Origin of the sequence: Hymenobacter cyanobacteriorum, from assembly GCF_022631375.1 — a bacterium.
Classification (GTDB): Bacteria; Bacteroidota; Bacteroidia; order Cytophagales; family Hymenobacteraceae; genus Hymenobacter; species Hymenobacter cyanobacteriorum.
In genome coordinates this window covers 681236-696344 of record NZ_JALBGC010000004.1, presented here as the reverse complement: position 1 = coordinate 696344, position 15109 = coordinate 681236, and the positions used below count along the sequence as shown (strand labels likewise).

Annotated in this window: 12 protein-coding genes and 1 tRNA gene; 10 read left to right on the top strand and 3 right to left on the bottom strand. The window is 62.6% G+C overall.

The annotated features are described in order from the left end of the window. Nucleotides 1–84 precede the first annotated feature (84 nt). Both MON38_RS17135 and gap read right to left on the bottom strand, forming a co-directional pair. The gene (locus MON38_RS17135) at nt 85–954 is read right to left on the bottom strand and encodes a diacylglycerol/lipid kinase family protein (protein ID WP_241937370.1); all 870 of its coding nucleotides are present in this window, start codon (nt 952–954) and stop codon (nt 85–87) included. Nucleotides 955–1136: 182 nt separating this feature from the next. Then, the gene (gap, locus tag MON38_RS17130) at nt 1137–2144 is read right to left on the bottom strand and encodes a type I glyceraldehyde-3-phosphate dehydrogenase (protein ID WP_241937369.1); all 1008 of its coding nucleotides are present in this window, start codon (nt 2142–2144) and stop codon (nt 1137–1139) included. 316 nt (nt 2145–2460) lie between these two features. Between gap and MON38_RS17125 the strand changes: the two genes are divergently transcribed. The 8 genes from MON38_RS17125 to MON38_RS17090 all read left to right on the top strand — a co-directional run bounded on the left by MON38_RS17125 (nt 2461) and on the right by MON38_RS17090 (nt 11310). Further along, a tRNA-Glu gene (locus tag MON38_RS17125) sits at nt 2461–2532 on the top strand. A gap of 821 nt (nt 2533–3353) precedes the next feature. Then, complete coding sequence (locus MON38_RS17120) at nt 3354–3737, top strand: nuclear transport factor 2 family protein (protein WP_241937368.1); 384 nt, start codon at nt 3354–3356, stop codon at nt 3735–3737. Nucleotides 3738–3796: 59 nt separating this feature from the next. Further along, nucleotides 3797–4786, top strand: a complete 990-nt coding sequence (locus MON38_RS17115; protein WP_241937367.1) for an aldo/keto reductase — start codon at nt 3797–3799, stop codon at nt 4784–4786. A gap of 75 nt (nt 4787–4861) precedes the next feature. Further along, a complete protein-coding gene (locus MON38_RS17110; RefSeq protein ID WP_241937366.1) occupies nt 4862–5437 on the top strand; it encodes an NAD(P)H-binding protein in 576 nt (191 codons plus the stop codon). A gap of 218 nt (nt 5438–5655) precedes the next feature. After that, a complete protein-coding gene (locus MON38_RS17105; protein WP_241937365.1) occupies nt 5656–6534 on the top strand; it encodes a helix-turn-helix domain-containing protein in 879 nt (292 codons plus the stop codon). 250 nt (nt 6535–6784) lie between these two features. Continuing rightward, entirely contained in the window at nt 6785–7726 is a 942-nt protein-coding gene (locus MON38_RS17100) for a helix-turn-helix domain-containing protein (protein ID WP_241937364.1), read from the top strand. A gap of 190 nt (nt 7727–7916) precedes the next feature. Next, nucleotides 7917–8768 (top strand): aldo/keto reductase, encoded by an 852-nt coding sequence (locus tag MON38_RS17095; RefSeq protein WP_241937363.1) that lies wholly within the window; start codon nt 7917–7919, stop codon nt 8766–8768. 202 nt (nt 8769–8970) lie between these two features. Then, on the top strand, nt 8971–11310 hold the full coding sequence (locus tag MON38_RS17090; protein WP_241937362.1) for a xanthine dehydrogenase family protein molybdopterin-binding subunit: 2340 nt from the start codon (nt 8971–8973) through the stop codon (nt 11308–11310). A 119-nt stretch (nt 11311–11429) separates the two neighbouring features. Here MON38_RS17090 and MON38_RS17085 read toward each other — a convergent pair whose 3' ends face one another. Beyond that, the gene (locus tag MON38_RS17085; RefSeq protein WP_241937361.1) at nt 11430–13121 is read right to left on the bottom strand and encodes a T9SS type A sorting domain-containing protein; all 1692 of its coding nucleotides are present in this window, start codon (nt 13119–13121) and stop codon (nt 11430–11432) included. Between the two features lie 169 nt (nt 13122–13290). Between MON38_RS17085 and MON38_RS17080 the strand changes: the two genes are divergently transcribed. Both MON38_RS17080 and MON38_RS17075 read left to right on the top strand, forming a co-directional pair. Further along, nucleotides 13291–13914 carry an RNA polymerase sigma-70 factor gene (locus MON38_RS17080; RefSeq protein ID WP_241937360.1) on the top strand — a complete coding sequence of 208 codons (624 nt, stop codon included), beginning with the start codon at nt 13291–13293 and terminating at the stop codon, nt 13912–13914. A 131-nt stretch (nt 13915–14045) separates the two neighbouring features. Further along, complete coding sequence (locus tag MON38_RS17075) at nt 14046–15089, top strand: FecR family protein (RefSeq protein ID WP_241937359.1); 1044 nt, start codon at nt 14046–14048, stop codon at nt 15087–15089. Nucleotides 15090–15109 lie beyond the last annotated feature (20 nt).

Sequence of the window (15109 nt, the reverse complement as noted above, 5' to 3'; positions counted from 1 at the left end):
CAGTTGCTCGTTGTCCGTTGTTAGCGCTATTACAGATTCATCGAGTTGCTGACAACGAACAACGAGCAACTGACAACTAAAAATCTACACCGCCACGGCCAGCGCCAGCGGCAACAGGCTCACCTCGAATGCAGTAGCATGCCCCAAATAGTCGCCATCGACGTGAAAGCCGATGGGCGCTTCGGCCACCACCCGCCCGCGCGGCACCCGGAAGTATTCAGCGGCCTTGCTTTGCGGCAGGTTGCCCAGGGCCATCGCCAGGCTCACCCGCAAGGCCCGCATGGCGGGCAGCGCATCAATCAGGCACACGTCGAGCAGGCCGTCGCGCAGGTCGGCGCGGGGCGCGATGTAGGCGTTGTTGCCGTACTGCGAAGCATTGGCGAAAGCCAGCACGTAGCAATCAGTCGTGATTTCCTGTCCATCGAGGTTGGCCTGCACCGCCACCGGCCGGTAGCGGCGGTACTCGCGCAGCGTCACCTGCAAGTAGGTGCTTAGGCCGCGCGAGCCGGCCATGGCGAAGTGCTGGCTCACGTGCGCATCGAACCCCAGCCCGGCCGTGCAGAAAAACTCGTGGCCGTTGATAACGCCCACATCCATGCGGCTGAAATCCGGCGCGGCCAGCCGGCGCAGCGCGTCGGCCAGGCCCAGCGGCACCTTCAGGTGGCGGGCCAGGCCGTTGCCCGAGCCCTGCGGAATGATGCCCAGGGCCGTGTCGGTGCCCAGCAGGCCGCGGCCCACTTCGTTCACGGTGCCGTCGCCGCCCACGGCCGCCACCACCGCGAAGCCCTCGGCGGCGGCGGTGCGGGCCAGCTCCACGGCATGCCCGGCGTACTCGGTGGGCCGGATTTCGTAGTCGGCCTCCCGCGTGCCGAAGTAGCGCGCAATCAGCGCCGGCATATCGTGGCGCTGGCTGGGGCCGGCTTTTGGGTTCAGAATAAAGCAGGTTTTGGGCATAATGCACACCCGGCGCGGGCTTGGCGGAATGTTGGTTTTTAGTAGGCAGTAATTCGATTTACGAAGCTATGGTGCAAACATTTCTGACTGCTGACTCTCTACTTCCGACTACTTATAAATAAAAGCGCCGCCCGCCTGCCACAAAAAGGCAACGCGGACGGCGCTTTTTACGCGAGCGGCAATTAACCGTTCATCTGCTCGCCGAGCTTCTGAATGAGGTCGGCGGTGCGGGTCGAGTAGCCGGTTTCGTTGTCGTACCAGCCAATTACCTTGGCCAGCGTCCCGTTGGCCGACGTCAGCTCCGAATCGAAGATGCAGCTATGGGGGTTGCCCACGATGTCGATGCTCACAATCGGGTCGGTGGTGTACTCAATGATGCCTTTCATGGGGCCTTCGGCGGCCGCCTTAATGGCTTCGTTGATTTGCTCCTTAGTCACTTCCTTTTTCAGGATAACGGTCAGGTCGGTCATCGAGCCATCCGGCACGGGCACGCGCATGGCGAGGCCGTCGAGCTTGCCCTTCAGCGTAGGCAGCACCAGGCCCACGGCCTTGGCAGCACCAGTGCTGGTGGGGATGATGCTGTAGGCAGCGGCGCGGGCGCGGCGCAGGTCCTTATGGGGAGCATCCTGCAGGTTCTGGTCGGAGGTATAGGCGTGCACCGTGGTGATGTAGCCTTTCTCGATGCCGAAGGCGTCGTCCAGCACCTTGGCCATCGGGGCCAGGCAGTTGGTGGTGCAGCTGGCGTTGCTCAGAATGGTTTCCGAGCCGGTGAGGATGTCCTCGTTCACGCCCAGTACCACAGTCGGGATGTTGCCGGTAGCAGGAGCCGAAATCACGACTTTCTTGGCACCAGCGGTGAGGTGCTGGCCAGCGCCAGCCTCGTCCACGAAGCGGCCGGTCGATTCGAGCACCACGTCAACGCCCATTTTGCCCCAGGGCAGCAGCTTGGGGTCGCGCTCGGCGAGGGCGGCAATCTTCACGCCGTTCACGGTGAGGCTTTCCTCGTCGTAGCTCACGGTGCCATCGAAACGGCCATGTACGGAGTCATACTTCAGCAGGTGGGCCAACGTTTTGTTGTCGGTCAGGTCGTTGATAGCAACGATTTCCACGTTGTCGCGGCTCAGCAGCGACTTGAAGGTGAGACGGCCAATGCGGCCGAAGCCGTTGATGGCGACTTTAATTTTTGCCATTAGTAAAACAGAGAAAGATAGGTGGCAGGCTCCCACACTGGCAGCCCTTGAAACGCGGGGCGAAGATAACAGCCCGGCGCGGGTTGGCCGCATGGCCCGGCGGCACGACGGGTTCGATTCGCCCACGGGCTATTGCAGGGACCGAAATCACCCGTATTCCGACGCTGATTTACCTCTGCTTGGGCTGCTATAGCAGGACGGGCAAAATCTTTTTCCCTGAAAAACAGCACCCTTTGCTTAATTCGGCACTTTTTTTTGCCCCGATACTTGCGCAGCAACAAGCGCGCCGTACCTTTGCATCATCAAAACGAACAACGGTCCGTTCGTCTAGGGGTTAGGACAGTAGATTTTCATTCTACCAACAGGGGTTCGATTCCCCTACGGACTACGATAAAGGCCCTCACGGCAGCGTGAGGGCCTTTTTTATTATTCCCTGTGGCAGTTCGGATTAAGCAAAATACTGTTGGGGCTTTTGTTGTGCTGTTGTAGGTGAAATACAGACACCACCCAGTGCGTAAGCCTCATTACGTGGTGATGTGCTTTCCGGGTAGCAATTCTACCCATAGCTGTAGAGCAAGTACTTAATGCCAGCGCCCGCATGATAGGCAGTAGTAAGCCTTTTATCCTTCTTGCTGGCTTTACGCTTCCCATTCGAAATCATACCGGAACTGTACGGCCCCACAACGCCCCAGGGCGCTTTGCGGTGCGGTAGTAGTTTCCTTACTTCCGAAACGAGCGGACCAAATGGTCCGCTCGTTTCGGTTTCCCCTCCGTCCAAACCTCTCGACGACACCAGCCGACAATGCTGGGCAGCAACTATTGGTCTAGCGCTGCCAATTGTTTGGATTTTATAATTATCGGTTTGATTCCTGCTTTTACCAGGCTGCTGGCCGAGGGACCTTTGTAGTGTAAACGGCACCGCGCTGAATGATGCAACATCTCCCCCTCAATGAAAGACCGAGAAGCAGGCACCAGCGGCCCAAATCACTAACCATCGGCTTGGGCTGCATAGGCCTGATCGTTGGCCGGGGAGAGTCTGCCGACGGGCAGCACGGCACCGCAGTTATCCGCGCTGCCCGGGGCGCGGCATCACCTTTTTGGACACAGCCTTGGGCTACGGCTCCTGGCCGAACGAAGAACTGATGGGATACTCCCGCGCCTCAATTAGGAGCCCGCACCGCTCTCTTGCGTTTTTAGCCTGCTAATAGCATGAATGCCTTAACCCAAACCGCCACGGAAACCGAAATTCTCAGGCTGTCGCAGGAGAAGTTTCGCTGGAAAACTGAAGGGCAGATTGACCGCCTCGCAGACCTGTTCGACGACGCATTGGTTTTTGTCCACCTCAATGGCCATTTCTCGTCCAAGCAGGAGTGGATTGAGGAGCTCCGCACCAAACGGTTTATCTACAACGCTATCGACCTGCAAGAGGCCTCGGCCCGGGCATATGGCGACACGGCCGTGCTGGTGGGCAAAGCCCGGTTCCGCGTGACCATGCACGGGGCTGCAGGGGCCTGGACCTTAATCTACACGGAAGTGTATGCCCGGAAAGGCAAGCACTGGAAGCTGGTGAACCTGCACACCACGGCTGGCTGAGCACCGTAAGGATAATGCCAAATACCCCCCGTCAATTACCAAACTTAAAGAAACAAGCTATGAAAACCAGACAATTAGGCACGAGTGGCCTCCACGTATCAGCCCTGGGACTGGGCTGCATGGGCATGAGCCACGGACTGGGCCCCGCCGCCGACACCCGGGAAATGGTGCAGCTGATTCGTGCCGCCGTGGAACGCGGCGTCACGTTCTTCGACACAGCCGAAGTGTACGGCCCGTTCACCAACGAGGTATTGGTAGGCGAAGCGCTGGAACCCCTCCGCGACCAGGTGACCATTGCCACCAAGTTCGGCTTCAACACCGCCGTGGCCGGTACGGGGGGCGGGCTGAACAGCCGCCCCGAAAACATCCGGGCCGTGGCCGAAGCCTCGCTCAAGCGCCTGCGCACCGACCGCATTGATTTGTTCTACCAGCACCGCGTCGACCCGGCCGTGCCCATCGAGGACGTGGCCGGCGCGGTGAAGGACCTGATTCAGGCAGGGAAAGTGAAACACTTTGGCCTCTCCGAAGCCGGCGTCGACGTTATCCGCCGTGCCCACGCTGTGCAGCCGGTAACGGCCCTGCAAAGCGAGTACTCGCTCTGGTGGCGCGAGCCGGAGCAGGAAATTCTGCCGCTGCTAGAAGAGTTGGGCATTGGCTTTGTGCCCTTCAGTCCGTTGGGTAAGGGCTTTCTGACCGGCAAGATTGACGAGAACACTGAGTTCGACAAGTCAGATTTCCGCAACACCGTGCCGCGCTTCGATGCCGAAAACCGCAAAGCCAACCAGGCCCTGGTGGACCTGCTGAGCCGGATTGCCGGCACCAAAAACGCCACCCCGGCCCAGATTGCCCTGGCCTGGCTGCTGGCGCAAAAGCCCTGGATTGTGCCCATTCCCGGCACTACCAAGCGGCACCGCCTCGAAGAGAACCTGGCCGCAGTCGACCTGGAACTGTCGGCCGACGACGTGGCCCAACTGGAGCAGGCCGCCGCGCAGATACCCGTGCAGGGCGACCGCTACTCGGCGGCGGCGCAGAAGATGATAAACCGCTAAGCTGCTGCCGGAGCAGGGTGGGCCTGCCTGGCCCACCATGGCTCTTTTTTACACCGGTTCCGGCTTTCGAGTCTCATGAAAAACGTACTTATTCTTGGTGCTACCGGCAACATTGCCCAACACGTGACGGGCCTGCTGGCGGGCAAAGCAGCAATCCAACTCACTTTGTTTGTGCGCAGTGCCCGCCGCCTGCGCCACGCGCCCGCTACGGCCCGCGTGGTGGAAGGCGACGTGCTGAACTACGACCAACTCAGCGCTGCCGTAGCGGGCCAGGATATTGTTTACGCCAACCTCTCGGGCGACCTGGAGCGCATGGCTCAAAACATTGTGAAGGCCATGAACGAAACCGGCGTGCAGCAGGTCATCTTCATCAGTTCCATTGGCATTTACGCGCAGCCACTGAAGCCCGTGCTAAAGCCTTACCGCGGGGCCGCCGACGTGCTGGAAAACTCCACTCTGGCCTATACCATCCTGCGCCCGGCCTGGTTCACTTCCGCCAACGAGGTGGACTACGAAATCACCCAAAAAGGCGAGCCCGAACGCGGCTCCGTGATTTCGCAGAAAAGCTTGGCCACGTTCATCACCCAGATTATTGAGTCGCCCGAGCAATACGCCCGGCAAAACATGGGCATCAGTAATCCCAATTCATAAAGCGGGTTGCCGGCCGCAACGGTCGGGTTGGTGCACCGATAGCGCGACCAACAAAGGCCCTGCGACGGGCGGCTGCTTTGGCACCTCTGAAACGCCAGGAATTGCTGGCCGGAGCATCGAGGTTGCAATGGTAAGCTCTTGGCGTGCCCGACATGGGCCCTCTTTCTTCATCCCGCAACGTTGTGGATGCGATACGCTGTTCGATTACCTTTCACCCCATGAGCAACCCCGTGGCAGCTACTGCGGCTGAGGTCAACACCGCTGACCTCAAGCTGAAAGGCTTCAAAGCCTACCCCGTCGACACGGCCGTTAATCCCGTGCCCACTTACGCGCGGCGCGACTTCTATAAAGTGGCCCTGCTCACCGGCCACAGCATCCTGCACTACGCCGACAAAAGTATCGAGCTCAGCGGCACCTGCCTGTTCTTCGCCAACCCGCACATTCCCTACTCAACGGAGCTGCTATCGACCAGGCAGACAGGGTACGCCTGCCTGTTTACCGAGGAATTTATCAGAGCCCCCGACCGGTCTGAGAGCCTGCAGCACTCGCCCTTGTTTCAAATCGGCAGCACGCCCGTTTTCAAGCTCAGCAACGAGCAGGCCGTCTACATCACCGGCATTTTTGAGAAGATACTCGCCGAGCAAGGTGCTGATTACCACTTCAAAAACGACCTGATTCACACCTACCTCCAGCTGCTCATCCACGAAGCCTTGCGCATGCAGCCCACCGAGACGTTTTTCCAGCACAAAAACGCGTCCTCTCGCATCACCTCGCTGTTTCTGGAACTGCTCGAACGCTTGTTTCCTGTCGAGAGCCCCCAGCAGGCCCTGCCCCTGAAGTCGGCCCAGGATTTTGCCGACCGGCTGGCCATTCACGTCAACCACCTCAACCGCGCCGTGAAAGAGGTAACCGGCAAGCCCACCACCAGCCACATTGCCGACCGCATCATCGGCGAAGCCAAAGCCTTGCTGCACCACACCAACTGGGACGTAGCCGAAATAGCTCAGAGCCTGGGCTTTGAGTACGCATCCTATTTCAACAACTTTTTCAAGAAGCACACCGGCAGCACCCCACTGGCTTTCCGCAAGGCGGGCTAAGCAGCTTGTTCACGCTTGTAAGCCCCCAACCCAACCCAACCCAACCCAACCCAACCCAAATGAACCATTGGGCTTATTGCCAACAGCGCTTCGTGGAGTCCACGAACGTAACGTTGGCAGCGGGGCGGGGCCAATGGACTGGCAGTACCACGATAAGGTGAGCCATGGCTTGGAATTGAAGCACCTGAAACCTTCTCCGTTCAGGCATACGCAACTCTGCCCCGCTGTTTGAATTGCGTACCTTTGCGCCATGTCCATCAGCGCACCTATTGCCGCGGCCCACTCGCCGCACCCCGCCCCCGCCCCGCCCCAGCTGACGGCGGCCAGCAGCCGCTTCAATGTGTTCGAACGGGGCCAGTTCTGCCGGCAGCCGGTGAGCTACAGCCGGCGCGACTTCTACAAAATTGCGCTCGTAACGGGCACCGGGCGCCTCGACTACGCTACCCGCACCGTCTTGCTCGACCGGCCGGCCCTGATGTTTTCCAACCCGCTCGTGCCGTATTCCTGGGAGCCGATTTCGGCCGAGCAAGGTGGTTATTTCTGCTTGTTCAGCGAAGATTTTCTAAGCACCGACCGCTCGGCCGGCTTGCAGGAGTCGCCCTTATTTAAGCGCAACAGCGACCCGGTGTACTTCGTGAACGACGAGCAGTTCAGCACCTTCAGCCAACTGTTTGGGAAGATGCTGGCGGAGATGGAATCCGGCTACCTATACAAGCAGGATTTGCTGCGCACCTACGTGCAACTGCTACTGCACGAGGCCCTAAAGATGCAGCCCCACACCACGTACCAGCAGCCCCACAACGCCGCGGCCCGCCTCGTGTCGCTGTTTCTGGAGCTGCTGGAGCGGCAGTTTCCCATCGACGCGCCGACGCCCGGCTTACAGCTGCGCACGCCCGGCGACTTTGCCCGGCAACTCTCGGTGCACGTCAACCACCTCAACCGCGCCGTGCGCGAGCTGACCGGCCAAACCACTTCGGCCCACCTGGCCCGGCGCGTGCTGGCCGAAGCCAAGGCCCTGCTGCTGCACACCGGCTGGGGCACGGCCGAAATTGCCTACGGACTGGGCTTCGAGTATCCGAACCACTTCAACAGCTTTTTCAAGAAGCACACCGGCCGCACGCCCCTGGCCTGGCGCGAGCAGGCCGCCCCCGCGGCGGGTGCGCCGGGCGCGGTGCTGGTGGCCATTACCTGAGCCTGCGCAATATCGGCGCGGCTCAGCTGAGCGGGCACTTGTTTGAATTCTTTCGTCATTGGTTTGATTCGGGTAGTTCTGGCGGCGGCCTGGGCCCGGACCTTTGCTTGGCCGGGTCGGCCAGGGCCGACGGGTGTGTCGTAGTAGAGAAGCAACCTACCGCGGCCAGAAAACCAGTAATCGAAAGAATATGCAAACCGTCACATTAAATAACGGGGTGAAAATGCCCCTGCTGGGCTTTGGAGTGTTTCAGGTGCCCGACCCGGCCGAGTGCGAGCGCAGTGTGTTGGACGCCCTGCGCGTGGGCTACCGCCTGCTCGACACCGCGGCTTCTTATATGAACGAGGAAGCCGTGGGCAGCGCCATCCGGAAAAGCGGGGTGCCGCGTGAGGAGCTGTTCGTCACGACCAAGCTGTGGGTGCAGGATGCCAGCTACGAAGGCGCTAAAGCAGCTTTTGAAACCTCATTGCGCAAGCTCGGGCTCGATTACCTCGACCTTTACCTCATTCATCAGCCCTTTGGCGACGTGTACGGGGCCTGGCGTGCGATGGAAGAGCTGTACCACGCCGGTAAAATCCGGGCCATTGGGGTGAGCAATTTCCAGCCCGACCGGGTAATGGATTTTCTGGTACACCAGCAGGTGAAGCCGGCCGTGAACCAGATTGAAACGCACCCCTTCCACCAGCAGCTTGAAACGCAGCAGTTTCTGCAAGACAACGGCGTGCAGATTGAGGCCTGGGGGCCGTTTGCCGAGGGCAAGAACGACTTGTTTCACAACGAGGTACTGGCCGGAGTGGCGGCCAAATACCAGCGTAGCATTGCGCAGGTGGTGCTGCGCTGGCTGACGCAGCGCGGCGTGGTGGCCATTCCAAAATCGGTGCGGCCCGAGCGCATGGCCGAGAACTTCAACATCTTCGACTTCGAACTGAGCGCCGAGGACCTGCAGACGATTGCCACGCTCGACAGCAAGACCAGCGCCTTTTTCGACCACCGCGACCCCAGCATGGTGAAGTGGATTAGCGAGCGTAAAATTCACGACTAGCCCTGCGGAAGCCGGTTGGCAATGAGCGAAGCCGAGCGGAATCCATTTTCCCAAGGCCATGACGAATGTTGTAGTGATGGTTGGCGCGGGCTACCGGCGCCTCAGGCAGAGCTGGCGCAACAGCTTGGTATGCGCTCAGCAGCTGAGCAGGAGGCAGCCCCAGCCCTACCCGCATTTTTTTACCTGAAAAAAAGCTTGCCGTATGGAAACCGAACCGCAGTTTTTCGCTACCAACCCGACGCAGGGCGTGGTAGGTCAGCCTTTGAGCCGCGTCGATGGCTGGGCCAAGGTAACCGGCCAGGCCAAGTATTCGGCCGAGTATAACCAGCTGCCGGGGCTGGTGCACGCGGTGCTCAGAACCAGCGACGTAGCCAAGGGGCGCGTGACTGGCATCGACACCAGCGCGGCCCAGCAGCTGCCGGGCGTGCTGGCGATTCTCACGCACCAGAACCTGCCCAAACTGGCCAAAACGCCCAACTCGCCCGACGACCGAAAAGCCTTCGCTTCCTCGCCGATGAGCTTTTTCCCGATGGAATCGGACCAGATTTTTTACGCCGGCCAGCCCGTGGCCGTGGTAGTAGCCGACACGCTGGAGCACGCCCAGCACGCGGCCGCGCTGCTGAAGGTGAGCATTGCGCCGGAGGTACCCGTGGCTTCGTACCAGGCCCCCAATGCCCAGCTCTACATTCCGAAAACGGTGCGGGGCTACCAGCCCGGCGTAAGCAAGCGTGGCGAAGCCCAGGCGGCTTTCGCCAGTGCCCCGGTGCAGCTCACGGCCACCTACACCCACGCCACCACCCACCACAACCCCATGGAGCCGGGCGCCACCACGGCGCACTGGGAAGCCCCCGACCGCCTCACCGTGTACGACACCACCCAGGGCGTATCGGAAACGCAACGGACGCTGGCGGCCATGCTGGGGCTGGCCACGGAGCAGGTGCGCGTCGTCACCAAATTCTTGGGCGGGGGCTTCGGCTGCAAGGCCTGGGTGTGGCCCCACGTGGTGCTGGCCCCGCTGGCGGCCAAGGCGGTGGGCCGGCCGGTGAAGCTGGTGCTCACCCGCCAGCAGCAGTTCACGGGCATGGGCCACCGCGAGGAGCAGGAGCAAACGCTGCGCCTCGGCGCAACCAAGGAGGGCAAGCTGCTGGCGCTGGTGCACGAGAAAACCTCGACCACTTCGCCCTGGGAGGACTGGGCCGAAACCAACAGCCGCATCGTAAACATGCTCTACGCCTGCCCCACTTTCGAGTCGACGTACCGCATGGGCCGGGCCAACGTGATGACGCCCACCTCGACCCGCGCGCCCGGCGACATGCCCGGCTCGTTCGCCATCGAGAGCAGCCTGGACGACCTGGCTTACCAGCTCGGCATCGACCCCATCCAAATCCGCCTGCTCAACTACGCCGAGCACGACCCCACCACCGGGCACCCCTGGAGCAGCAAAAGCCTGCGGGAATGCTACCAACGCGGGGCCGAGCTGTTCGGCTGGAGCCAGCGCAACCCCAAAAACGGCCAGACCCGCGACGGCAAGCACCTCGTGGGCTGGGGCATGGCCACGGCCAGCTACCCGGTGCACAGCTCGCAGGGCAACGCCCGCGTGCGCCTCTACGCCGATGGCCACGCCGTGGTGCAGGCCGGCGCCACCGACCTGGGCACGGGCACCTACACCGTCATCACGCAGGTAGCGGCCGATGCACTGGGCCTGCTGCCCGAGCACATCCGCTTCGAGCTGGGCGACACGGTGCTGCCGAGTACGCAATGGTCGGGCGGCTCCACGGCGGCGGGCCGGGTGTCGTCGTCGGTGTACCTGGCCGCGCAGGAGGTGTGGCAGAAACTCATCAAGGTGGCCGTGGGCGATAAAAAGTCGCCGCTGTACCAGGCCAAACCCGCCGACGTGGTGGTGGAACGGGGCCGCCTGCAGCTAAAAGCTAATCCTGCAAAAGGCGAAGCCTACGGTGAGGTGATGAAGCGGGCCAGCATGAGCGACCTCGAAGGCAGCGCCCTGGGCCGCTACGGCGCGGGCTACGAGGCCCCGCAGGCTACCGCTAACGCCAACATGAACAAAAAGGAAGAAGCCGCCCCGCACTCCATGCACGCCTTCGGCACCCACTTCTGCGAGGTGCACGTCGACCCCGAGCTGGGCACCGTGCGCGTCACGCGCTGGGTGAGCGTGATGGCCGCCGGCCGCATTCTCAACCCCAAAACGGCCCGCTCGCAGGTAATCGGGGGTAGTATCTTCGGCATTGGCGCGGCGCTGATGGAGCAGACCGTGCGCGACCCGCACCTGGCCCGCTACACCAACGCCAGCCTGGCCGACTACCACGTGCCCGTGAACGCCGACATTCCGGCCATGACCGTCGAATTCATCGACGAGCACGACCCCTACGTGAATGCTATGGGCGTGAAGGGCATCGGCGAGATTTCCATTGTGGGCGTAACGGCCGCCGTAGCCAATGCGGTATTCCACGCTACTGGCCGGCGCCTGCGCTCGCTGCCCATCACGCCCGCCAAGGTGCTGGCAGCCATGCGCCAGTCATCGTAAAGCCGGCGGGCGTTTGCCTGGTGCTGCTCCGCGTTAAGCAAATCGAGAAACTGCAGCAAGAGGGTTGCCCTCTGCCAATGCCGTTGCTCCGCAACCAGTTGGGCAGGCAGGAAACTCAATCAGTTTACCACCACGCGGCGGCTGAATACGACCTGGCCCGCCTGCCCGCGCAGCTGGTACACCCCAGGAGCCAAGCCGTGTAAGTCCAGCGTAAGTGCGGGCGGCACGCCCTGCTCGGTGCGCACTTCGCGTCCCAGGGCGTCGTGCAAAGACAGCCGCAGCAGGCTACCTCCCCAAGCCGCCGGCACGCGCACCGTTATGCTTCGCTGGGCGGGATTCGGAGAAACCTCGACCCCTGCGGTGTTCGGCCGACCGGCAAGGCTCAAAGGCGCGGTAACGGTGAAGGCAACCGTCGGACTCGTGCCATTAGCAGTCGCAATGGCGACCGTGTAAGGCCCCGGCGCCAGACTGGCTGGCACCAGCAGCCCGATGGTATTGGGCGTAGCAGTGTAGTTGGTGCTGGTAAACGCGCTGGCGGGAACACTCGCCACCAGCTGATTGCCGCGACGAAAAGCAACGGCCGTGGCCCCCGCCAATCGGCGGCCCGCCAGCGTAAGCGCCGCGCCGGCACTGCCGCTGGGCGGGCCGGTCAGCGTCAGAACAGGCGCTTGGCTCAGCATCACTCCCACCGCGGCTGCATTGACGTTTGCCGAAACAAGGTCGGGCGCGCCGTCGCCGTCCACGTCGCCAATGGCGACGCTGATGGGCGCGCTGGCGGGGCCGGTGGGGTAATTCTGCCCGGTGCCAAACGTTCCGGCCCCGGCTCCGGGCAGCACCGAAAGCACATTGCCGCCAAAACCAGCCGTTACCACATCGGGCAGGCCGTCGTTATTCACGTCGCTCAGGGCAATGCCTACCGGGTAGCTCCCGGCCAGGTACTGGCTGGCCGGGCCCAGCGCGCTACCGGTGCTCAGCAAGATGCTGACGTTGCCGGCGTTGTTGGCCGTGGCCACATCAAGGCGGCCGTCGTTGTTGAAGTCGGCCAGCGCAACCCCCAGGGGGGTGGTGTTGGGCCCGAGGGGGTAGTTAGTAGCGGGGCCGAAGGTACCGTTGCCCTGCCCCAGCAGCAGCCCAACCGTGTTGTTGCCCGAATTGGCGGTGGCCAGGTCCGGATACCCGTCGCCGTTTACATCGCCCAGGGCCACCGCTTCCGGGTAGCTGCCCGTGCTCAGGGAATAGACCACGGCGGGCGCAAACGTGTTGTTTGGGCGCCCCAGTAGCACCTGCACCTGGTCGAAGCGGCCGCTGGTGGTGCTGGCCCCGTAGGCGGTGGCAATGTCGAGCCGGCCGTCGCCGTTCACGTCGCCAAGGGCCAGCGCGCCGGGGTTGGCGGTCATGTTCAGCGCAAACTGGGCCATGGGCGGCGTGAGGGTGCCGTTGGGCATGCCCAGCAGCAAGCCGCCGGAACTGCCGCCGGCCATCACCACGTCTGGCCGGCCGTCGCGGTTCACATCCCCTACCTGCAGGGCCACGGCGCCGGCGGTGCCCGTGGGGTACACAGCCGGGGGGCCAAACGTGCCGTTGCCCAGCGCCAACAGCAGGCTTACCTGCGCGCCATCGTTGGAAGTCAGCAGGTCGAGGCGGCCGTCGCCGTTCACATCGGCCAGGGCAATGCCCAGCGGCGCGTTGTTGAGCCCAACGGCGTGAAACGTTATCGGGCCAAAGGTTTGGGCCTGCAACGGGGCAGTAGCCGCGAGCAGCAGCGTGGCGGCAACAACCGGGCGAAGGAGGCAGCGGTAGCGAAAGGTCATCGGTTTACAAGGTAAGCACACAATTAACTCAGCCAGGTAATTTTCTGCCCCCGCCGCCTGCTTTGTATTGATAGCATTTCCGCTATTCTGGTACGCCGTGCCTGCGGGTTGCTACCCTGCCCGGCGGCAGCCGGCCCGGCGGGGCCCGCGCGTTGCTTATCTTGCTGGCATGCGAGCCCTGGCTGTCCGCCCTGCCAAGTTGCTGCGCCTGCCGGCTGCCTGGGACGACGCGGACCTGCTGGCCGCCCTGCCCGCCAGCCACGAGGGCGCATTTGCGGAAATTTACCGGCGCTACGGCCTGCAGCTGCTGGAGCAGGCCAGCCGCAAAACCGGCTCGCGCGAGGCGGCGGAGGAGATTGTGCAGGACATTTTTACGGCGCTGTGGCAGCGGCGCGACCAGGCGGCCAGCATTCAGAAGCTGCCCGAATACCTAAGCACAGCGGTAAAATTCCGGGTCATCAACCTGATAAAGAACCGCTACACCCACGAGGGCTACGCCGCCTACTGCCGCACTGTGGCCACCGAGGCCGACCACCATACCGAAGACGACCTGGACGCGACCGACCTGGCCGGTGCCCTGCACGCGGGCCTGACGCACCTGCCCCAGCATACCCGCGAAATTTTCCAGCTGAGCCGTTTTGAGCACCAGACAGTGCCCCAGATTGCCGGGCGGCTGAAGCTCACGCCCAAAGCTGTGGAGTACCACATCACCCGCGCCCTGAAGCTGCTGCGGGTGTCGCTGAAAGATTTCCTGTTGCTGTTGCTGCTTTTACTAGGCCTCGCAAATAGCTGATTTTCAATTCATAATTATCCCCATTTCCTGACCCAATGCTTCGCTGCTGCCGAACTGTTCGCTTTTTTTAGGAATGGGCCTTAGGGGGTAGCGGGGGTTGGTTGACTTATCAGGTAAGCACCCTTTCCGGCATGGCCTCCAACTCGTCCGAATTCCGTCAGCTATTGCAGCGTTACCAGCAGGGCGAATGCTCGCCGGAAGAAGTGCGGTGCATCGAGGCCTGGTACCGCCAGCTCGGCAACGAACAGCCCTTCGACCTGACCAGCCACGAAAAAGAGGCCTTGGCGGCAACCGTGTGGCAGCGCATTGCAGGCAACACCACCGGCGGCAACGAGCGGAGCCCGAAGTCGACCGGCTGGGCCTCGTGGCCGACCAGCGTGCGGGCAGCCGCCGTGGCCGCCGGCGTGCTCGCGGCCGGTGCCATTGGGATTCAACTGGCCCATAGCCCACTGCCGCAAGAAGTGGTTCAACAGCCCGCGACTGTGGTGCCCGCCCCGGCAACCTGGCTGGTGTACTCGGCGCCCGCCACCGCGCCGGAGCGCCGCGTGGCCCTGCCCGACGGCAGCTTCGTGACGCTGGCCCCGGGCGCCACGCTGCGCTACCAGCGCGCCAATGCCACGGGCCGCCGCATTGCCTACCTCAAGGGCGAAGCCTTTTTCGACGTATTCCACGACGAGCAGCACCCGTTTTCGGTGCTGACCGACCAGGTGGTGAGCACCGTGCTTGGTACCAGCTTTCGGGTGCGGGCGGTGGCCGGGCAGCCCGACGTGCAGGTGCAGGTGCGCACCGGGGCCGTGCGGGTGCGCCCGCGCGTGGCGCTGGCCGGGGCCGCGCCGGCGGCGGGCATCGTGGTGCGGCCCAACCAGCAGGCGGTGTATTCGCCCACGCGCCGACAGTTGTGGCGCGAGCTGGTAGCCGAGCCGGTGCTGCTGGCCCCGCAGTCGTTTGTGTTCAACGACCGGCCGGTGGCCGAGGTGCTCCAGACGCTTTCGGCGGCGTACGGGGTTGCTATCAGCTACGACGCGGAGGCGCTGCGCAACTGCACTCTCAACCTGAGCCTGGGCAACGAGCCGCTGTTCGATAAGCTAAACCTGGTGTGTGAAGCGCTGGGCGCGCGCTACGAAACGGCCGATGGCCGCATTGTTTTTCACGGCCAGCCCTGCGCGGCCGAGTGAGTTGATTTTCCATTGTTCTG